Raw genomic sequence first — 19,129 nt, forward strand, 5'->3', positions numbered from 1 at the left:
CTCCTCTCGCGATCCCGGCGCCTCCCGTCGTGGTCCCGCGCCGGTGCCTACCGCCTGGTGAGGTGCTCGGCCGCGATCCGCCGGGCCAGCCGTTCGAGCAGCGGCCCGGCCTCGGCCACGCACCTGCCCACGTCGGGCTCGATGTCGGTCAGCGCGTACGCCGCCTCGATTCCCGCCTTCCTCAGTTCGTCGTCGCCCACCGCGCGGCGGCCGCAGACGGCCACGACCGGCACGCCGTGGCCGGCCGCCGCCGCGGCGACGCCCACGGGCGCCTTGCCGCGCAGGGTCTGCTCGTCGATCGCGCCCTCACCCGTGATCACCAGCCGGGCGCCCGCCACGTGCCGGTCGAAGTCCACCAGGTCGAGCAGGTAGCCGATGCCCGGCCGGATCTCGGCGCCGAGGAAGACCAGCGCGCCGAAGCCCACCCCGCCGGCCGCGCCCGCCCCCTCCCGCCCGGCTACGCCCATCGCGCGCACGACGCCGTCGTGCTCGGCGGCGCCGGCCAGGCCGTGGGTGTGCGCGGCGACGGCCGCCAGCCGGGCCAGCCCGGCCTCCAGCACGGCCACGTCCTGCGGGCTCGCGCCCTTCTGCGGGCCGTACACCGCCGCCGCGCCGTACGGGCCGAGCAGCGGGTTGTCCACGTCGCTCGCGACCACGACCTCGAACCCGCGCAGCCGATCGGAGGCGTCGATCGCGTGCAGGCCGCGCAGCGCCGCCCCGCCCGGCGGGAGCTCGTTCCCCCCGGCGTCGAGCAGCCGTACGCCGAGGGCCTGGGCCATGCCCGCGCCGCCGTCGGTGCAGGCGCTGCCGCCGAGCCCGAGCACGACCCGGGCCGCACCGTGCCGTACGGCGTGGGCGATCAGCTCACCGGTGCCGCGGCTGGTGGCGGTGAGGGGCGCGGTGCCGCCTCGCGGGAGCCGCCGCAGGCCGGAGGCCTCGGCCAGCTCGATCACCGCGACCCGGCCGCCCGGCTCGTCCCGCACGGCGTAGGCCGCCGCGACCGGCGTGCCGTCCGGCCCGGTCACCTCCGTCTCGACCCGGGTGAACCCGCTCGCCACGACCGCGTCGACCGTGCCGTCCCCTCCGTCGGCGACCGGCAGCGACACGACGGGGACGCCGCCCAGCCCGGCGGCCACGTGCGCGGCCACCTCCGGTGCGGTGAGCGACCCCCGGAACTTGTCCGGCGCGATGACGACGTGCCCTGTCATGCCGTGTGCCCCGTAGCCGTGTGCCCTGTCATGCCTGGCCTTCCGATAGTCGTCTGCGAACTTCTCAGACATGATCCCCGGTGCGCAAGCGGCGGTGCGCGTCGGCCCCCGCACGCGCGGCGGCCTCGCCGGGCACGGTGCGCAGCTCGCCGCCGTCCACCACGGTACGGCCGCCGACCAGCAGGCGGGCGAGCGGCGGCGTGGCGCCGTAGGCGAACGCGACGACGGGGTCGTCGATCGCGGCGTGGAAGCCGCCGAGCCGCCACAGCGCGACGTCGGCGAGCTTGCCGGGCTCCAGCGAGCCGATCTCGGCCTCCCGGCCGAGGCAGCGGGCGCCGCCCAGGGTGGCCGTCTCCAGGGCCTGACGGGCGGTGAGCGCGCGCGGGCCGTACCTCGCCCGCTGCATGAGCATGGCCATGCGGATCTCCCCGGCCAGCGGGGTCATCTCGCTGGAGGCGGCGCCGTCCACGCCGAGCCCGACCGGGGCGCCCGCCGCGAGCAGGTCGCTGATCCTGGCGATGCCGGCGCCGAGACGGCCGTTGGAGGACGGGCAGTGGGCGACCCCGGTGCCGGTCTCCGCGAAGCGCCGCACGTCCTTGTCGGTGAGGTGCACGCAGTGGGCCAGCCACACGTCGGGGCCGAGCCAGCCGAGCCGGTCGAGGTATTCGACGGGAAGCACGCCGAACTGCTCCACGCAGTGCTCGTCCTCGTCCGCCGTCTCCGCGCCGTGCGTGTGCAGCCGTACGCCGAGAGAGCGGGCGAGCTCCGCCGAGCGGGTCATGAGCTCGCCGCTGACCGAGAACGGCGAGCAGGGGGCGACGGCGACGCGCAGCATCGACCCGAAGGACGGGTCGTGATGTTTCCGGACCGCTTCCTCGGTCGCCCCGAGGATCTCGTCGATCTCCTCCACGACCTCGTCCGGCGGCAGCCCGCCATGCGAGGTCCCCCGGTCCATGGACCCCCGGCAGGGATGGAAGCGCAGCCCGACCGCGCGGGCGGCCTCGATCTCCGCCTCGAACAGGTCGCCCCGGCCCTTGGGGAAGATGTAGTGATGGTCGGTCGAGGTCGTGCAGCCCGACAGGGCGAGCCAGGCCAGCCCGGCCGTCGCGGCGCCCGACACGACCTCGGCGTCCATCCGCGCCCACAGCCGGTAGCTCGCGACCAGCCATTCGAACAGGGTGCCGTCGGGCGTCACGCCCTGGGCCGCCCACTGGTAGAGGTGATGGTGGGTGTTGACCAGGCCGGGGGTGGCCAGGCAGCCGGAGCCGTCGACGCGCTCGGCCTCCCCCGGCGCGTACGGCGCGGGTCCCGGGCCGACCGCGGCGATCCGATCGCCCTCGACCACGAGGTGGCCGGAGGGGATCTCCTCCGCCGTGACGGGCACGATGTAGGCGTTCTCGATGACCACTCGCCGTGGTGCGAGATCACGCAATGAGGACTCCCTGGTCAGGCGGGACGGAGGCGGGTGGCGGCCGGGCCGCGTGCGGCCGGCGCCGCGCTCACGGCGGTGGCCGGAGGCGGGCGGCGGCGAGCCGGACCGCGTCGAGGATCTTCTCGTAACCGGTGCAGCGGCACAGGTTGCCGGCCAGCGCCTCCCGGATGTCGGCGTCCGCCGGCACGCCGTCCGCCTCGGCCAGCAGCGCGTGCGCCTGGACGACGAGGCCGGGCGTGCAGAAGCCGCACTGCACCGCCCCGGCGTCGAGGAACGCCCGCTGGACCTCGTGCAGCCCCTCCCCGGAGTCGTCGGCGGTCCGGGAGACACCGGACGCACCGGCTGGGGCCGGGCCGTCGCCGTACGCGGATCCGGCGCCGGACGACGGGGCGCCGCCGTGGGACAGTCCCTCGACCGTGACGACCTCGCGGCCCTCCGCCTGGCCGGCGGCGACCAGGCACGCGCAGACCGGCGTGCCGTCGAGATAGACCGTGCAGGAGCCGCACTCCCCCTGTTCACAGGCGTTCTTGGCGCCCGGCAGGCCGAGCCGCTCACGCAGGACGTAGAGCAGGCTCTCGCCCTCCCACACGTCGTCGGCCGCGGTCGCGCGGCCGTTCACGGTGAGGTTCACCCTCATGCGCTCCCCCTGTCGCCGTCCGCCCCGGAATCGGCCCCCGAATCGGCCCTGAAGTCGGCCCAGGCCCAGCCGAGCGCGCGGCGGGCCAGCACGGCCAGCGCGTGCGTGCGGTAGGCGGCGCGGCCGCGTACGTCGTCGATCGGGGCGGCGGCGCCGGCGACGAGTTCCCCGAAGCGGCGGGCCACCTCGGGATCGAGCGGCGAGCGCCCCTGCCAGTCGAGCCGCGCGGCCGCGAACTCCTCGGCGGCGACGGCCCGGCGGGGCGTCGGGGCGGCCGAGCCGACGCCGGTGCCCACCCGCCGCTCCGCCGCGTGCAGGGCGATCGAGAACGAGCACACCGCGATCACCATGGCGTTCCTGGTACCGATCTTGGAGAAGTACTGCGGCCCCCGCGCCACCGGGACGCGTACGGCGCGGATCAGTTCGTCGGGCGCCAGCGCGTTGCGCTTGACCCCGGTGTAGAACTCCCCGATCGGGATCAGCCGGGCGCCGCGCACCGACTCGGCCTCCACGACCGCGCCGCAGGCCAGCAGCGGCGGGTGGCTGTCGCCCGCGGGTGAGGCCGCGCCGAGGTTGCCCGCGACCGTGCCCCGGTTGCGGATCTGCGGCGACCCGACCGTGCGGGACGCCTGGGCCAGGCCGGGCAGGCGCGTCCCCAGTTCCCCGATCAGCCGCGCGTAGGTCACCCCGGCGCCGAGGCGGACGACGTCCCCCTCCCGCGACCACTCCCGCAGTCCGGGGATCGGGGTGAGGTCGAGCAGGGCGGCGGGGCGGCCCCTGTCGAGGTTGATCTCCACCATGACGTCGGTGCCGCCCTGGATCGGGGTGGCCTCGGGCCGTCCGGCCTTCAGGTCCAGGGCCTCGGCCCAGGTGCGCGGGCGCAGGAAGTCCATCGGCTACTCCCAGGCCGGGCCGGCGTCGGGCGCGTCCTCGCGCAACACGGTCCCCTCGATCAGCCCGTACGGCCGGTCGGCGGCGAAGAAGACCTCCCCGTCGTTGGGCAGCCCGAAGGGCGCGAGGTCGACCAGGAAGTGGTGCCTGTTCGGCAGCGACAGCCGCACCTCGCAGATCCCCGGGCACTCGGCCAGCACGCGCGTGCCCATGGCGTACAACGTCTGCTGCAGCGACAGGCTGTAGGTGTCGGCGAAGGCCGTGAGCAGGACCGCCCGGGCCTTCTCGTAGGACTTGTCCCAGTCCGGCGAGACGTCCGGGGAGGCGTCCCGCGAGACGTCCGCGTGCCGCCACGACACGTCGACGGCGGTGGCCAGCACACGGTCGCGGGTCTCCGGCAGCGTCGTGTACTCGTCCTTCGCGAACCCCCGGAACTCGGAGTCGGTCGTGTTGAGCACGACGAGGTCGCGCAGCCCGGAGACCACCCACGACCCGGTCCCGTCGTGATGCGCCACGCAGGTGCGCACCTCCCGCCCGGAGCGGACGAAGGAGTGCCCGAACGCGCCGTTGCGCTCCCAGACGTGCTCCTCGACCGCGACCCTGGCGTGGTGGATCGCGGGCTGGGAGTCCACGAAGTGACGCGCCAGCAGCAGCGCGAAGTCCTCGATCGCCCCGACGCCGTGCCTCTTGGCGAACGCGAAGACGGTGTTCTTCTGCGAGTCGGTGGGCAGGACGGCGGAGTTGTCCCCGCTCAGGTGCACCTCGGCCAGGTCGCCCGACAACGCCGTGCTCACCGTGAGGTCCTTGATCCGGTGGGCGTCGCCGTGCCGGGTCACCCGTACGACCCTCGTCTCGGCCTTGCCATACCTGTTGGGTCCCAGAACGGCCACGGCTAGCTCCCCCGGTAGGTCGAGTAGGCGAAGGGGCTCAGCAGCAGCGGCACGTGGTAGTGCCCGCCGGGCTCCCGGACGGCGAACACCACGCTCACCTCCGGGAAGAACGCGTCGTCCCCCAGATAGGCGGCCGTGTCGAAGACGAGCCGGTAGGTCCCGGGACGCGGGTCGAGCGCCGGGTCCCACTCCCGGCCCAGCGGGCTCCATTCCCGGATGCGGCCGTCGGCGTCGGTGCGGCCCTCCGCGACCGGCACGAAGCCGTGCGCGGCGCGCCGCGACAGCCGTACGGGCACGTCCTTGGCGGGCGTCCCGGTGGCGGTGTCGAGCACGTGCGTCGAGAGGCTCACCGGCCCTCCCAGAGCTTGGCCAGCCGCAATGCGACGATCTTCGACAGCTCGTCCCTGACGACCCCGCGCTCGGTCTCCTCGTCGTTGCCGAGCCGCCCGCGCAGCAGCGCCAGCAGCTCGTCGGCGTCCCGGCCGGTCGCGCAGACCAGGTAGACGTGGCCGAACCGGCTCTCGTAGGCGGCGTTGCCCTCGCGGAGCGCGTCGAGGACGCCCCGGCCGGCGTCCGCGGCTCCGGACTGCTCGGACCGCGACCACGCGGCCTCGCGTCCGGCGCCGCCGGGCCGCTCGCCGATGCGGGGGTGCGCCGCCAGCGCCTCCAGCACGTCGTCCCAGGCCAGCGCGGCGAGCGCCGGCCCGCTCGCGCGGCGCAGCCCGTCGAGATCCCGGTACGGCCCGCGCGCGGCCACCTCCTCCACCCATCTGGCGGAGGCGCAGCAGGACCGCAGGTCCTCCCGGCTGAGTTCGCGCATGCCCGTCAGTCAACCGCCGGGCCCGCGGCGGGGTCCAGCGGCGTGAGGTCCGAACCGCGTGCCCTGCTCGGGGGGCCGCTTTGTACGTTGTGACAAAGGGGTGGCACGTGAGAGGCCACGAGGTGCGCGACTAACCTGGAGGTCATCATGACTCCCAGCAATCTCATCGGCGGTCACGTCTTCGTCGCGGGCGGCCTGGCCAAGGGCGGGCTGAAGTACGCGTCCGAGATCGGCGCGGAGATGATCCAGGTCTTCGTCACCAATCCGCGCGGCTGGGCGCTCAGCGCGGGCGACCCCGCCGAGGACGCCAGGCTGCGCGAGTCGGGCGTGCCGGTCTTCCTGCACGCCGCCTATCTCGTGAACTGCGGGTCGCCGACGCCGGCGACCCTGGAGAACTCGCTCGCGGTGATCCGCCACACGCTGCGCCGGGGCGCCGAGACCGGCGCGCGGGGGGTGGTCGTGCACACCGGCTCCGCCGTCAGCCAGTCGCGCGAGACCGCGATGCGCCAGATCCACGAGCACCTGCTGCCGGTGCTGGACGAACTGCCCGACGACGGCCCCGACCTGCTGCTCGAACCGATGGCGGGGCAGGGCCGGATGCTGTGCGCCACGGTCCAGGACCTCGGGCCCTATCTGGAGGCGCTCGACCATCATCCGAAGGCGGGCGTGTGCCTGGACACCTGCCACGCCTTCGCGGCGGGGCACGACCTGTCGGCGCCGGGCGGGGTGAAGGAGATGATGGACGCGCTGCACGAGGTCGCCCCGGGGCGGCTCAGGCTCATCCACGCCAACGACTCCAAGGACCCGTGCGGGTCCAAGAGGGACCGGCACGAGAACATCGGGGCCGGGCACATCGGCGCGCAGGCCTTCGGCGATCTCATGCGGCATCCGGCGGCCGCCGGTGTGCCGCTCTGCATCGAGACCCCCGGCAAGGGGGACAAGCACCGCGAGGACATCGATCTGCTGAAGAAGCTCCGGAGCGCCTGACTCACGAGGATCGCGACTGCCGGCATCGCGCGTCGTGGCCGGTCGGAGGCGTTCGCGGCGATCCGGCGCCCCCGTATGGCCGGATCGCCGCGTCCCCCGGTAACGCGCGGGCGGGGCCCTTCCCCCCCGAGTAGGGCCCCGCTTGATAACCACCTGGTGAGAATCGACTCACTTTGTGATTACCCCGCGTGTCTTGCGACGAGCGAAAGACTACGAGGTGTAGTCGGGCCGCCGGATGGCCCTTCGGACGAGCGGTCCCTAGCCAGCGCCATGCGGCCCGTCCTCACACGACGAGCGGAGCCCGGTGAGCGACAAACGGTCGCCCCGGGCCCGTCGCGGCGGCCCGGGCCTCGGGCGATCCCGCATGCCGTGGGACGAGCCGTTCCCTGGCCCGCTCCCGGGGCGCCGGGGGCGAACACGGGTCAGGGACCGATCCGGGCCGGGCAGGGCAGATCAGGGCCGGGCAGGGCAGATCAGGGCCGGGCAGGGCAGATCAGGGCCGGGCAGATCAGGGGCGGAACTGCCGGACGAGCTGCTCCCGCACCTGCCGGGTCAGCCTCCGGCTCACCGGCAGCGTCTCCCCGCCCACCTGAAGGACCACCCGCCCGGCGTCGAAGCGCAACTCGCTGACGTGCCTGACGTTGACGAGCGTGCTGCGGTGGACCCTGACGAACCCCGACCCCGCCCAGCGCCGCTCCAGCGCCGCGAGGGACATCCGTACGAGGTAGACGGCCCCGGCGGTGTGCAGGCGGACGTAGTCGCCGTGCGCCTCGGCGTAGCACACGTCCTGCCGGGCGACGAACTTCGTGCGGCCCGCCAGCTCGACCGGGATCGTCTCCAGGTCCTCGTCCGCGCCGGGGGGCGCCACGGCGGTCAGCAGCCGGCGTACGGCCTCCGCCAGGCGTTCGGGGCGCACGGGCTTGAGCAGGTAGTCGACCGCCTCCAGCTCGAACGCCTGCACGGCGCAGTCGTGGGCGCTGACGAAGACCAGCTTCGGCGGCGTGGGGAACCCGCCGATGAGGCGGGCCAGGTCGAGGCCGTCGAGCCCCGGCATGCGCACGTCCAGGAACACCCCGTCGAGACGCTCGCCGTCGGCGATCATCTGGACCATGTCGCGGAGCGCGGCCCCGCTGTCGGTGGCCGTGCTCACGTGCTCCACCCGGGTGTCCTGGCGCAACAGGAAGGCGAGCTCGGACAGGGCGGGGACCTCGTCGTCCACCGCGAGCACACGCAGCATGGCGTCCACCGTGCCGTGTGCCCGCCTCTCCGCGCAAGGGGTGGCCGCACGGTAGGTGACGACCCCGACACGCTGGGGTATCACCGCCGCCCGCCCGGAAAGCCCAGGTCAAGCCCCGGAATACTTTAGGGGGCATCTATTCCCATTTGCCCCGTTATCAGCCTTTACGCCCCATGCGGTTGCCTACGATGGCGAGGAAATCAGGCGGAGCGAGGGAGGTCGATGCGCATCAGGCGGAGGTCCCTGCCTCTTCCCCGTTCCGGCTCCATCCGGGCACGGGTGACGCTGACGGTGGCCGGGCTGTCCGTCCTCCTCGCCGGCATGATCGCGGCCGGTCTCTGCTTGCTGATCCGTCACCGGGTCGAGACCGAGATCTTCAATGAGACGCGCCGCGTCGCGAGCGAATGGATCGGCTCGATGCGGCGCGACCGCATACCGCCACCGGCTCCGACGGCGCGCGTCCCCCTCGTCCAGCTCATCGACTCCCAGGGCCGGGTGGTGCTGGCCAACCCCGTGGCCGGCGTGCTCCCGCTGAGCACGGCCCGGCCCACCAGCGACGACCGCTTCCAGGATCTGACCGAGTGTTCCGGCGACCGGTGCGTCGTGCTCACCGCCGCGCGGGTCCCGTCGCTGCAGGCGGCGGAGATCTGGCAGGGCGAGCCGCACTACGTGTACGCCGGCACGGACCAGCCGCCCGCCCTGCGCGGGCACCGGCTGGAGCTCCTCGTCGGCGCCAGCGGGGTGGTGCTGGCCGCGCTGTGGACGTGGACGACCTGGCGGGCGGCGGGCCGCATCCTGCGGCCGATCACGGCGATCGGGCAGCGGATGTCGGAGATCACCGCCCACGACCTGTCCCTGCGGGTGCCGCAGCCGCCCGGCCGGGACGAGATCGCCCGGCTCGCCCGCACGGCGAACCAGACGCTCGACCGGCTCGAGTCAGCGGTCACGCAGCAGCGGCACTTCGCCGCCGTGGTCTCGCACGAGCTGAAGTCCCCGCTCGCCGGGCTCCGCGCCGGCCTGGAGGAGGCGCTGCTCTACCCGGAGGTCGACGCGCGCGAGGCGATCGCCGGGGCCCTGCCGGTCGCCGACCGCCTGCAGCAGATCATCGACGAACTGCTGGCCTTCGCCCGGCTCCGCAACACCCCCTGCGTGTCCGAGCCGGTCGACCTCGGAGCTCTCGTACGCGCCGAGGTGGCGGCGCGCGGCGGAGAGGTTCCGGTGCACGCCAGGACGGAGCCCGGGCTGTGGGTCCTCGGCAGCCGCGTCCAGCTGGCCAGCATCGTCACGAATCTGCTGGTGAACGCGCAGCGGCACGCGACCTCCAAGGTGGACGTGACCGCGGCGCCCGTCGGCGCCCAGGCGCTGGTCACGGTGCTGGACGACGGCGCCGGCGTCGCCGAGGAGGACCGGGAGCGGGTGTTCGAGCCCTTCGTCCGCCTCGACGCGGGGCGGCGCCTCGACCCGGGTGGCAGCGGGCTCGGCCTGGCCCTGTGCCGGGCGATCGCGGTCGCCCACGAGGGCAGCCTCCGCATCGAGGAGTCCCCGCGCGGCGCGCGGTTCGTCCTGAGGTTGCCGCTCCTCACCGACGTCTCCCCCGGCCAGGAGGCGGCCTCGGGCAGCACGGCCGTGTGACGACGGCGGCGGCCGGTCAGGGACGGGCCGGGCTCGTACGGGGACGGGTCTTGGGGATCCGCAGCCCGATGCGGGTCCCCTTGCCCGGCGCGGTCTCGACGACCAGGCCGTGACCGGGGCCGTAGATGTGCCGCATGCGCACGTCGACGTTGCTCAGCCCGATGCCGGTCCGCTGCTCCCGCAGCGCGGCGTGCAGCTGCTCCGGATTCATCCCGACGCCGTCGTCCTCGACCCAGATGTGCGCCTCCGAACCGGCGTCCCTGATCACGACCCGCACCTCCCCCGGCATGCCGTGCTTGATCGCGTTCTCGACCAGGGGCTGCAGGCACAGGAACGGCACGTCCACCCGCAGCACCTCGGGGGCGACCTGGACGGTGAACCGCAGCCGGTCGCCGAACCTCGCCTGCTCCAGCAGCAGGTAGCGGTCCACGCAGGTCAGCTCGTCGGCGAGGGTGGTGAAGTCGGCGGCCCGGCGCAGCGCGTACCGGATGAAGTCGGCGAAGTCGAGCAGCAGTTCGCGGGCGCGCTCCGGATCGGTCCGGACGAACGAGGCGATCGTGGTCAGCGAGTTGTAGATGAAATGAGGAGATATCTGGGCCCGCAGGGCCCGTGCCTCGGCCTCCAGCGTCCGCCTGCGCGACGCGTCGAGTTCGGCGAGTTCGAGCTGGCCCGACAGCCAGCGGCCCACCTCGGTCGCGGTGCGCACGAGCGCGGTGCCCACCCGCGCGTCGTACGCCGCCAGGGCCCCGACCACCCGGCCCTCCACGGCCAGGGGGACGACCACCCCGCGCCGGCCGCCTCCCCGTGACGCCGGGACGACGCGTGGCCTGCCCCCGGCCGCCGCCGCCCGCACCTCGGCGAGGACGGCCTCGTCCCCCGGAACGTCCGCGCCGCCCCTGGCCAGCACCCGGTCGGGCGTCGCGACGACCAGCCCGGCGGTGCCCAGCAGCGTCCGCAGGTGCCGTACGGCACCGCGGGCGGAGGCCCGGGTGAGCCCGGCGGCGCGCAGCGAACGCGCGGCCAGGCCGGCGGCGCGCAGGGCGCGGAACGCCGCCTCACCCGGCCCTTCGCCCCGCGCACGACCAGGCGCGTCGCGCCATGCGTCACCCGCCGCGTCACCCGGCCCGTCACGCCCCGCCGCGCCCGCCGTCCCGTACGGCGGCAGCCCGGCGCACGACCTCTCCGGACGCTCTCCGGGCGGCGGCTCCCTGTGGGGCAGGGCGCGGCCGAGCACGCCGCCGCAGACTCCGCAGAGCGCGCACAGCGTGACCCACACGGCTGTCGACACGCCGGACACCGTAGCCCTTCGGCGGCCTCACGGTGGGCCCTCGCCCGGCTCCTCCTGGTATGAGTAGCGCTGCTCCTTCCAGGGGTCGGCCACGTTGTGGTAGCCGCGCTCCTCCCAGAAACCACGCCGGTCCTCGGTCAGGTACTCGATGGCGCGCACCCACTTCACGCTCTTCCACGCGTAGAGATGCGGCACGACGAGCCGGACGGGGAAGCCGCGCTCGGCCGAGAGCGGCTTCTCGTCGAGGTGCGTTGCGAGCAGCGTCGTCGGGCGGTCGAAGTCGCTCAGGCGCAGGTTCGCGCTGTAGCCGTACTCCGCCCAGACCATCACGTGCCGTACGCCCGGCCCCGGCGGGACGCGGGCGAGCAGGGCCGAGGCGGGAAAGCCGCCCCACTCGTTCCCCATGATCGAGAACTTGGTGACGCAGTGGAAGTCGGACACCATGGTCGTCGTCGGCAGCGAGGAGAACTCCTCCCACGAGAACTCGTGGATCCGGCCGGTGGCCGTCTCGCCGAACACCTGGAAACGCCACGTCTCGGGGCGGAACGCCGGCACCCTGCCGTAGTGGACGACGGGCCGTCCGCGCGGGACGTACTGGCCCGGGGGCAGTCGCGTCTCCTCGTCAGGTATCTCCGGCACGCAGGCCATCCTGCCACCCGCCGGAAAGACGGCCCGCACCGGATCCCGGGCGCGCGGCCCGGCTCCGGTCGCGCTCCGGTCGCGCCCGCGCGGAGCCGTACGGAACACGCCACGGACGCGAGAGGTAGACGCGAGCGTCGAGATGTGCGCTATATTGCGTCACATGCGTACCGCTTGGTCGTTTTGGTATGGCGACGGACCTGTGAGGACCGATCGCCTCCAAGCGCTGCGCTGACAGCCAAGGAGAACGAAGGCCCCGGGTCCCACGGACCCGGGGCCTTCGTCGTTTTCCGGACCGGAGACACCCGGCCACACCGTCCGTCCGCACCATCGAGAGCACGAGGAAGACACCATGGTCATCGTCATGACCCCCGAGGCCACCCAGGACGACGTCGAGGCGATCACCGACCTCGTCGCCGCGGCCGGAGGGGAGGCGTTCGCGAGCCGCGGCGTGAACCGCACGATCATCGGCCTCATCGGCGACGTCGAGCAGTTCGCCACGCTCAACCTGCGCGCCATGCCGGGCGTCGCGGACGTGGTGCGGGTCTCCACGCCGTACAAGCTGGTGAGCCGCGAGAACCATCCCGATCGCTCCACGGTGACCGTACGCGGCGTCCCCATCGGACCCGGCACCGTGACGCTGATCGCGGGCCCGTGCGCGGTGGAGACGCCGGAGCAGACGCTGGAGGCCGCGCTGATGGCCAAGGCGGCGGGCGCGACGCTGCTGCGCGGCGGGGCCTTCAAGCCGCGCACCTCGCCGTACGCCTTCCAGGGGCTGGGCGAGAAGGGCCTGCGCATCCTCGCCGACGTACGCGAGCAGACCGGGCTGCCGATCGTCACCGAGGTCGTGGACGCCCACGACGTGGCGCTCGTGGCGTCGTACGCCGACATGCTCCAGGTCGGCACCCGCAACGCGCAGAACTTCGCGCTGCTGCAGGCCGTGGGCGCCGCCGGGAAGCCGGTCATGCTCAAGCGCGGCATGACCGCGACCATCGAGGAGTGGCTGATGGCGGCGGAGTACGTCGCCCAGCGCGGCAACCTCGACATCGTGCTGTGCGAGCGCGGCATCCGGACCTACGAGCCCGCCACCCGCAACACCCTGGACATCTCGGCGGTCCCGGTCGTCCAGCGGCTGTCGCACCTGCCGGTGATCGTCGACCCGTCGCACTCCGGCGGCCGGCGCGACCTCGTCCTGCCGCTGACCCGCGCGGCCGTCGCGGTGGGCGCCGACGGCGTGATCATCGACGTGCACCCGCATCCGGAGCAGGCGCTCTGCGACGGCCCGCAGGCCCTGGTCGACGGCGACCTGGACCGGCTCGCCGCGATCATGCGCGACTTACCCCCGCTGGTCGGCCGCACCGCCGCCGTCACCGTGGCGACCCCCACCGGGGGAGCCGCGGCCGCCGCTCCCGCTCTCGCCTGACCACGCCGGGTCCGGTACGGCCCGCGACCGCGGGCCGTACCGGTCTCAGACCTCCAGCTTGTACGGCTGGATGGAGTCGGCGAGCTGGGCGGCGAGGTCCTCGGCGTCCAGGCGCCGCTCGATCAGCTTGAGGTCCTCGATCTTCGCGCGGGTCTCGGCCTGCCGGGACGCGAGGAGCGTGCAGCAGTCCTCGTCGGGCAGCTCGGAGATCTGCAGCGTGCCGATCCTGCGCGCCTCGGCCATGATCTCGGTCTTGTCCAGGCCGATCAGCGGACGCATGATCGGCATGTCCACGGCGTGGTCCTGCGCGGTGATGTTGGTGAGGGTCTGCGAGGAGACCTGCCCGAGGCTGTCGCCGGTGACCAGCGCCTCGGCGTGGATGCGGTGGGCGACCTCCTCGGCCGTCTTGAGCATCAGCCGCCGCTGGGCGATCACCGCGAGCCGGTCCTGCCCGGAGTTCCTGATCGACTGCTGCGCCTTGCCGAACGGCACCACCCACAGCCGCGACTTGCCCTGGAACCTGTCCAGGTTGCGCACCAGCGCGTACGCCTTGTAGATCGACTCGGAGGTGGTGAACGGGATGCCGGAGAAGTGCAGGAAGTCGACCCGCAGACCGCGCCGCATCATCCGGTAGGCCGCGACGGGCGAGTCGATGCCGCCGGACAGCAGCACGAGCCCCCGCCCGCTGGAGCCGACCGGCAGGCCGCCCTGGCCCGGACGGCCGTCGGTGAACAGGAACGCCTCGTCCTTGTCCACCTCGATGTGCACGGTGAGCTCCGGGCGGCTCAGGTCCACCGGCAGGCCGAAGGTGTCGTTGATCGCCCCGCCGACCAGGTGGTCGAGCTCGTTGGAGCGCAACGGGAACCGCTTGTCGCGGCGGCGCGAGCGCACCGCGAAGCGGGCCGAGCGCGCCACCTCGTCGCTGTCCCTGATCAGCTCGATGGCGGCCTTGGTGATCGTGTCCGGGTCCTTCGGGATCCGCCACGCGAGGTGGACCAGCACGATGCCGGGCACGTCGGACACGCGGGCCGCCACCGTCTCGGCCACCTCGACGTCGGTGCCGGCGGGCAGGAACAGGGCGATCACGCCGTGCCGCTGGCGGATGTCGACGCGGTGGTCCTTGAGCGCGTGCTTGATGTTGGCCCGCAGGCGCATCTCGAAGATCTCGCGGTTCCGGCCTTTCAGGACCACCTCGCCTAACTTGAGCAGCACACAGGGCTCTCCCAGGGCGGTCATGGTCATGGGTGGAAACCTCCGGACGGGCAGGGACGGCCACGGCGCCGGGGTGAGGCGCGGCCGGGAAAGGGTTCGCTGGTTCGCTGAGAGGACAACGCGTCGCCCACGTGCGGGCTTCCCACTGTAACGCCGCCGCCGAGCGGCGCACTCCCTCAATCGAGGTCGGCCAGGCCCTTCTCGATGGCGTAGCGGACCAGCTCGACCCGGTTGTGCAACTGGAGCTTGCTCAGCGTGTTCTGCACGTGGTTCTGCACCGTGCGGTGCGACAGCACCAGACGCTCGGCGATCTGCCGGTACGACAGGCCCTTGGCGACCATGCGCAGCACCTCGGTCTCCCGCTCGGTCAGCCGGGGACCGTCCCGCTGCTCCTCCTCCTGGACGCCGGGCCGCCGGTGGGCGAGCCTGCGGTACTCGCCCAGGACGAGCCCGGCCAGGCCTGGCGTGAAAACCGCGTCGCCCTCGGCGGTCCGCCGGACCGCGTCGAGGAACTCCTCCCGCCCGGCCGACTTCACGAGATATCCGGAGGCGCCCGCCTTGACCGCCTCCAGCACGTCGGCCTCCTCCGCGCTGGCCGACAGGACGAGCACGCGCGGAGGGAGCGCGGACGCGCCCAGCCCGCGGGCCACCTCCACCCCCGGCAGGTCGGGCAGGCGCAGGTCGAGCACCACCACCTCCGGCCGGACCGCCGCCGCCACCCGAAGCGCCTGCCGGCCCTCGCCCGTCGCCGCGACCACCTCGTATCCGGCCTCGGTCAGGTCGCGGGCGACCGCCTCCCGCCACATCGGGTGATCGTCCACCACCATGACCCGCACCGGGGACCGCTCGGTCCCCTCGCCTCCGGCCACGTTCCCGCCCTCCTCCGCCCTCACCACGTCCAGGGCCTGTTCACCACCTTCACACCGGCCGCGAGCTGCGCCCTGCTCGCGTCCGGCGACCGTTCACGCCGAGCCGCCCGCTCCGCCCTTATCAGGTCCAGGGCCCGTCCCGCCCGCACGCTCCCTCCGCCGGAGGGCCGAGGTCACGCCCGCTCCCCCGCCGGAACCGACAACTCGATCTCCGTCCCCGACGGCGAGGAGGTGATGGCCGCCGTGCCGCCGAGGTCGGCCACGCGTCCCCGGATCGATCGGGCGACGCCCATGCGTCCCTCGCGGGCCGCCTGCTCCAGCCGTCCGTCGGGGATGCCCGGCCCCTCGTCGCGGACGGTGACGACCACCGCGTCGTCGTCCTCCTCCGCGAGTATCCACGCCCGGGTGCCCTCCGGGCAGTGCCGTACGACGTTGTCGAGGGCCGCGCCGACGGCCGCCGCCACCTCCCGCGCCGTCGCGGCGGGCAGCGGCAGCGGCGTCGCGGGCGCCGACACGGTCACCCGGGCCGTGCCGAACGGCCGCAGGAGGTCACGCAGGTCGGCGTACGGCTCTGCCCCGGGATCGGCCCCGGAATCGGGCTCGGGCGCGAATTCGGGCGCGGGCTCCGCGCCGGGGCTGGCGGGGCGACGGAGGCGGCCGGCGGAGCCCGGGCCGCGCCCGGCGCGGGTGCCACGCGCCGCGAACGCCGGTCGCAGGCGGTCGCGCAGGCCGGTGGGGGCGAGGTCCGGCGCCCGGGTGATGGGCGGGGCCTGCACCAGCGCCCGCAGCGCCGCCTCCTGCTCGCCCGCGAGCCTGCCGAGCTCGGCCGCCTCGCCGCCGATCTCCGCGCCCCTGCGCTGCACGAGGGCGAGCACCTGGAGCACCGAGTCGTGGATGCCGCGCGCCAGGCGCTCCCGCTCCCGGCCCGCGGCCTCCATCAGCACGGCGCGCCGCATGCGCTCCTCCGCCTCCCGCGCGAGCCGGGCGACGTGCCCGACGACCACTCCGGCCAGGAACATGAGCACCGCGCCGTTCACCTGCAGCGAGGCGAGTTCGACCCCGCTCCCGCCGCGCAGCCACAGGTCGGCCGCCGACATGACCGCGGCGGCGGCGGCGCCCGCGCGGCGTCCTCCGGCCACGCCGTACGCGAGGACCGGCCCGGCCACCCACGTCGCCGTCAGCGGCATCACGCCGGCCGCCGCGTCGGCGGGGCCCTGCGCGTACGGCGTGGCCAGCAGGCAGGCGACCGTGACGAGGAGGTCGGCGGCCAGCAGCGGCACGCGCCGGGTGGCGGGATACCGGACGAGCGTGACGACCGTCCAGGCGGCCATCACCCCGATGACCGTCCAGGACACGACCGGACGGGCGTATCCGCCCGCTCCGAGCACGAACAGCGCCGCGTACGCGAGCGACGCGACGCGGTAGACCGCGATCGCCCGCCAGAACGGTCCCTCGATGCCCATCGCGCGGCGCCCCCTCGTGACTGAGCCGGGAGGGCCGATCCCTCCGCTCACATACTGGGCGATCCCGGGTGGCGATCCCGGTTCCGGCCTCTCACACACGTACGGCTCCCGCGAAGCGACGCGGGAGCCGTACGGACGGACGGTGGACGGCCCGCCCGGAGCGAGCGGGCCGTCATCACGATCGGCGGGTCAGCGTGGCCTGGCCGACCGGTGTGGCCGGCGGATCAGCCGAAGAAGACCTCGGCCTCCGAGTAGCGGGAGGCGGGGACGGTCTTGAGCTCGGAGGTCGCCTCGTCGAGGCCGGCGCGGACGATGTCGGTGCCGCGCAGCGCGACCATCTTGCCGAAGTCGCCGTCGTGCACGGCGTCGATCGCGCCGAGGCCGAAGCGGGTCGCGAGCACCCGGTCGTAGGCGGTCGGAGTGCCGCCGCGCTGGATGTGGCCGAGGACCGTGGTGCGGGCCTCCTTGCCGGTGCGCTTCTCGATCTCCTTGGCCAGGAGCTCGCCGATGCCGCCGAGACGCACGTGGCCGAACGCGTCGAGCTCACCGGCCTGGAGCGCCATCTGGCCCTCCATCGGGTGGGCACCCTCGGCGACGACGATGATCGGCGAGTAGCGGGTCTTGAACCGCGACTCGACGTAGGAGCAGACCTTGTCGATGTCGAACGGCTTCTCCGGAATGAGGATCACGTTGGCGCCGGCGGCCATGCCCGCGTGCAGCGCGATCCAGCCCGCGTGGCGGCCCATGACCTCGCAGATCAGCGCGCGGTGGTGGGACTCGGCGGTGGTGTGGAGCCGGTCGATGGCCTCCATCGCGATGTTCACCGCGGTGTCGAAGCCGAAGGTGTAGTCGGTCGCGTTGAGGTCGTTGTCGATCGTCTTGGGCACGCCGACGACCTTGACGTCGCGGTCGAACAGCTGCTTGGCGACGCCGAGGGTGTCCTCGCCGCCGATCGCGATGAGCGCGTCGACGCCCTGCGCGGCCAGGTTCTCCTTGATCCGCTCGACACCGCCCTCGATCTTGATCGGGTTGGTGCGGGAGGACCCGAGGATCGTGCCGCCGCGCGGCAGGATCCCGCGGACGGCCTGGATGTCGAGCGGCATGGTGTCGCCCTCGAGGGGCCCACGCCAGCCGTCGCGGAATCCGACGAACTCGTGCCCGTACACGCCGATCCCCTTGCGGACGACGGCGCGGATCACCGCGTTCAGACCGGGGCAGTCGCCGCCTCCGGTCAGGACTCCAATACGCATGACGGGTATTCCTCCATCTTGGATACGCGGAATGGCGCGGCCGGGCCCAACGCAGACCCCGGTGCTCACCGCACCGCATTCTGCCCAAGCCTCGCGACAATGGTCTAGACCAACAAGAGAGGCTACGCCACCCGGCCGACCACGACCAAAACAGTCTCGCACGGCGAGACCGCAGCCGCCGGGAGACCCGTCTTCCCAACCGTACGCGGCGGCTCTATGTTTGACTCAGTCAAACGTTTCCTTGAGGTGGGCAACTAAAATGGACATAGTGCCGCAAGTGCGTGCGTTCAACCGCTTCTACACCTCCGTCATCGGGGTGCTCGGTGCGGGAATGCACGACACCCCCTACTCGCTGACGGAGGCGCGGGTGCTGTTCGAACTGGGCACCCGGGAGCAGGCGGCCGACGCGGCGGACATCAGGGGCATGCTCGGTCTCGACGCCGGCTATCTGAGCCGGATCCTGTCCAGGTTCGAGACCGACGGGCTCGTCTCCCGCGAGAAGTCCCCGGAGGACGCCCGCCGCCAGGTCGTACGGCTCACCCCGAAGGGCCGGGAGACCTTCGCGATGATCGACCGGCGCTCGGCCGCCGAGATCGACGCCCTGGTCGAGAAGCTCGCCGACCCCGAACGCCGCCGGCTCGTCTCCGCGATGGACACGGTGAAGCGCCTGCTGGAGCCATCGGCGCAACGGCGCGAACCGTACGTGATCCGGCCGCCGCGGCCGGGCGACCTCGGCTGGGTGGTGCAGCGTCACGGGGCCCTCTACAGCGAGGAGTACGGCTGGGGCGCGTCGTTCGAGGCGTACGTCATCAGGATCCTCGCCGCCTACCTCGACGACCACGACCCCCGGCGGGAGGCGGGCTGGATCGCCGAGGTCGCGGGCGAGCCCGTCGGGTGCGTCTTCTGCGCGCACGAGGACGAGACCACGGCGCGGCTGCGACTGCTGCTGGTCGAGCCGTCCGCGCGGGGCATGGGGATCGGCGGGCGACTGGTCGAGGAGTGCCTGCGCTTCGCCACCGCGGCCGGGTACCGCAGGATCACGCTCCTGACCCGGGACGTGCTGCTCGGCGCCCGCCGGATCTACCAGGCCGCCGGGTTCACCCTGGCCGATCGCTATCCGGGCGAGGAGTCGGGCGTCCCCATCGTCGAAGAGGTGTGGACGCGCGACCTCTGACCCCCCGCCCTAGCATGCTCGCCATGCGCCGAGCGGTACGGCGGGCCGCTCAAGGCGCGTGCCGTCGCGGGCGTGGA

18 protein-coding genes are annotated in these 19,129 nt (G+C 73.6%); 4 read left to right on the forward strand and 14 right to left on the reverse strand.

Annotated elements, in window-relative coordinates; all coding sequences use genetic code 11:
• Window positions 1–47 precede the first annotated feature (47 nt).
• From HHX33_RS18890 to uraD, 7 genes are all read right to left on the reverse strand, one after another.
• Window positions 48–1,208 (reverse strand): glycerate kinase, encoded by a 1,161-nt coding sequence (locus HHX33_RS18890; RefSeq protein WP_182875754.1) that lies wholly within the window; start codon window positions 1,206–1,208, stop codon window positions 48–50.
• 64 nt (window positions 1,209–1,272) lie between these two features.
• On the reverse strand, window positions 1,273–2,640 hold the full coding sequence (locus HHX33_RS18895; protein WP_220501948.1) for an 8-oxoguanine deaminase: 1,368 nt from the start codon (window positions 2,638–2,640) through the stop codon (window positions 1,273–1,275).
• 67 nt (window positions 2,641–2,707) lie between these two features.
• A complete protein-coding gene (locus HHX33_RS18900; RefSeq protein ID WP_182875755.1) occupies window positions 2,708–3,277 on the reverse strand; it encodes a (2Fe-2S)-binding protein in 570 nt (189 codons plus the stop codon).
• Window positions 3,274–4,170: an FAD binding domain-containing protein gene (locus HHX33_RS18905; protein WP_182875756.1), complete on the reverse strand. Its 897-nt coding sequence runs from the start codon at window positions 4,168–4,170 to the stop codon at window positions 3,274–3,276. The genes HHX33_RS18900 and HHX33_RS18905 overlap by 4 nt, the downstream gene beginning before the upstream one ends.
• A gap of 3 nt (window positions 4,171–4,173) precedes the next feature.
• A complete protein-coding gene (pucL, locus tag HHX33_RS18910; protein WP_182875757.1) occupies window positions 4,174–5,058 on the reverse strand; it encodes a factor-independent urate hydroxylase in 885 nt (294 codons plus the stop codon).
• A gap of 2 nt (window positions 5,059–5,060) precedes the next feature.
• Window positions 5,061–5,408, reverse strand: a complete 348-nt coding sequence (gene uraH, locus HHX33_RS18915; RefSeq protein WP_182875758.1) for a hydroxyisourate hydrolase — start codon at window positions 5,406–5,408, stop codon at window positions 5,061–5,063.
• Window positions 5,405–5,878 carry a 2-oxo-4-hydroxy-4-carboxy-5-ureidoimidazoline decarboxylase gene (gene uraD, locus HHX33_RS18920; RefSeq protein ID WP_182875759.1) on the reverse strand — a complete coding sequence of 158 codons (474 nt, stop codon included), beginning with the start codon at window positions 5,876–5,878 and terminating at the stop codon, window positions 5,405–5,407. Before uraD ends, uraH begins: the two co-directional genes overlap by 4 nt.
• A 147-nt stretch (window positions 5,879–6,025) precedes the next feature.
• On the opposite strand from uraD, the gene HHX33_RS18925 reads away from it, so the two are divergent.
• Window positions 6,026–6,865: a deoxyribonuclease IV gene (locus HHX33_RS18925; protein ID WP_182875760.1), complete on the forward strand. Its 840-nt coding sequence runs from the start codon at window positions 6,026–6,028 to the stop codon at window positions 6,863–6,865.
• Between the two features lie 508 nt (window positions 6,866–7,373).
• Here the strand turns inward: HHX33_RS18925 and HHX33_RS18930 are convergent.
• Window positions 7,374–8,102, reverse strand: a complete 729-nt coding sequence (locus HHX33_RS18930) for a LytR/AlgR family response regulator transcription factor (RefSeq protein WP_182875761.1) — start codon at window positions 8,100–8,102, stop codon at window positions 7,374–7,376.
• A 222-nt stretch (window positions 8,103–8,324) separates the two neighbouring features.
• On the opposite strand from HHX33_RS18930, the gene HHX33_RS18935 reads away from it, so the two are divergent.
• The gene (locus HHX33_RS18935) at window positions 8,325–9,734 is read left to right on the forward strand and encodes a sensor histidine kinase (protein WP_182875762.1); all 1,410 of its coding nucleotides are present in this window, start codon (window positions 8,325–8,327) and stop codon (window positions 9,732–9,734) included.
• A 16-nt stretch (window positions 9,735–9,750) separates the two neighbouring features.
• Here HHX33_RS18935 and HHX33_RS18940 read toward each other — a convergent pair whose 3' ends face one another.
• Window positions 9,751–11,022, reverse strand: coding sequence for a sensor histidine kinase (locus HHX33_RS18940; protein WP_310741439.1), 1,272 nt, complete (start codon window positions 11,020–11,022; stop codon window positions 9,751–9,753).
• Between the two features lie 27 nt (window positions 11,023–11,049).
• Entirely contained in the window at window positions 11,050–11,670 is a 621-nt protein-coding gene (locus tag HHX33_RS18945) for a sulfite oxidase-like oxidoreductase (protein WP_182875809.1), read from the reverse strand.
• Between the two features lie 343 nt (window positions 11,671–12,013).
• On the opposite strand from HHX33_RS18945, the gene aroF reads away from it, so the two are divergent.
• Window positions 12,014–13,084 carry a 3-deoxy-7-phosphoheptulonate synthase gene (gene aroF / locus HHX33_RS18950; protein ID WP_182875763.1) on the forward strand — a complete coding sequence of 357 codons (1,071 nt, stop codon included), beginning with the start codon at window positions 12,014–12,016 and terminating at the stop codon, window positions 13,082–13,084.
• Window positions 13,085–13,129: 45 nt separating this feature from the next.
• Here aroF and thiI read toward each other — a convergent pair whose 3' ends face one another.
• The 4 genes from thiI to HHX33_RS18970 form a co-directional block, all read right to left on the reverse strand.
• Window positions 13,130–14,326 carry a tRNA uracil 4-sulfurtransferase ThiI gene (gene thiI, locus HHX33_RS18955; protein ID WP_138462839.1) on the reverse strand — a complete coding sequence of 399 codons (1,197 nt, stop codon included), beginning with the start codon at window positions 14,324–14,326 and terminating at the stop codon, window positions 13,130–13,132.
• Between the two features lie 146 nt (window positions 14,327–14,472).
• Entirely contained in the window at window positions 14,473–15,123 is a 651-nt protein-coding gene (locus tag HHX33_RS18960) for a response regulator (protein ID WP_117408380.1), read from the reverse strand.
• 215 nt (window positions 15,124–15,338) lie between these two features.
• Entirely contained in the window at window positions 15,339–16,628 is a 1,290-nt protein-coding gene (gene macS, locus HHX33_RS18965) for a MacS family sensor histidine kinase (RefSeq protein WP_182875764.1), read from the reverse strand.
• A 224-nt stretch (window positions 16,629–16,852) separates the two neighbouring features.
• Entirely contained in the window at window positions 16,853–17,878 is a 1,026-nt protein-coding gene (locus tag HHX33_RS18970; protein WP_117409215.1) for a 6-phosphofructokinase, read from the reverse strand.
• Window positions 17,879–18,137: 259 nt separating this feature from the next.
• On the opposite strand from HHX33_RS18970, the gene HHX33_RS18975 reads away from it, so the two are divergent.
• Window positions 18,138–19,052: a bifunctional helix-turn-helix transcriptional regulator/GNAT family N-acetyltransferase gene (locus HHX33_RS18975; protein WP_182875765.1), complete on the forward strand. Its 915-nt coding sequence runs from the start codon at window positions 18,138–18,140 to the stop codon at window positions 19,050–19,052.
• Window positions 19,053–19,129: the final 77 nt, after the last annotated feature.

It is taken from the genome of Microbispora sp. H10670, from assembly GCF_014161385.1.
Lineage (GTDB): Bacteria > Actinomycetota > Actinomycetes > Streptosporangiales > Streptosporangiaceae > Microbispora > Microbispora triticiradicis.

What these genes read in the sequence shown, in the direction of transcription:
- HHX33_RS18890 (WP_182875754.1), bottom strand. Translation starts at nt 1,208, where the DNA reads ATGACAGGGCACGTCGTCATCGCGCCGGACAAGTTCCGGGGGTCGCTC.
- HHX33_RS18900 (WP_182875755.1), bottom strand. Translation starts at nt 3,277, where the DNA reads ATGAGGGTGAACCTCACCGTGAACGGCCGCGCGACCGCGGCCGACGAC.
- HHX33_RS18905 (WP_182875756.1), bottom strand. Translation starts at nt 4,170, where the DNA reads ATGGACTTCCTGCGCCCGCGCACCTGGGCCGAGGCCCTGGACCTGAAG.
- uraD (WP_182875759.1), bottom strand. Translation starts at nt 5,878, where the DNA reads ATGCGCGAACTCAGCCGGGAGGACCTGCGGTCCTGCTGCGCCTCCGCC.
- HHX33_RS18925 (WP_182875760.1), top strand. Translation starts at nt 6,026, where the DNA reads ATGACTCCCAGCAATCTCATCGGCGGTCACGTCTTCGTCGCGGGCGGC.
- HHX33_RS18930 (WP_182875761.1), bottom strand. Translation starts at nt 8,102, where the DNA reads ATGCTGCGTGTGCTCGCGGTGGACGACGAGGTCCCCGCCCTGTCCGAG.
- HHX33_RS18935 (WP_182875762.1), top strand. Translation starts at nt 8,325, where the DNA reads ATGCGCATCAGGCGGAGGTCCCTGCCTCTTCCCCGTTCCGGCTCCATC.
- HHX33_RS18945 (WP_182875809.1), bottom strand. Translation starts at nt 11,670, where the DNA reads ATGGCCTGCGTGCCGGAGATACCTGACGAGGAGACGCGACTGCCCCCG.
- aroF (WP_182875763.1), top strand. Translation starts at nt 12,014, where the DNA reads ATGGTCATCGTCATGACCCCCGAGGCCACCCAGGACGACGTCGAGGCG.
- thiI (WP_138462839.1), bottom strand. Translation starts at nt 14,326, where the DNA reads ATGACCATGACCGCCCTGGGAGAGCCCTGTGTGCTGCTCAAGTTAGGC.
- HHX33_RS18960 (WP_117408380.1), bottom strand. Translation starts at nt 15,123, where the DNA reads ATGGTGGTGGACGATCACCCGATGTGGCGGGAGGCGGTCGCCCGCGAC.
- macS (WP_182875764.1), bottom strand. Translation starts at nt 16,628, where the DNA reads ATGGGCATCGAGGGACCGTTCTGGCGGGCGATCGCGGTCTACCGCGTC.
- HHX33_RS18970 (WP_117409215.1), bottom strand. Translation starts at nt 17,878, where the DNA reads ATGCGTATTGGAGTCCTGACCGGAGGCGGCGACTGCCCCGGTCTGAAC.
- HHX33_RS18975 (WP_182875765.1), top strand. Translation starts at nt 18,138, where the DNA reads ATGGACATAGTGCCGCAAGTGCGTGCGTTCAACCGCTTCTACACCTCC.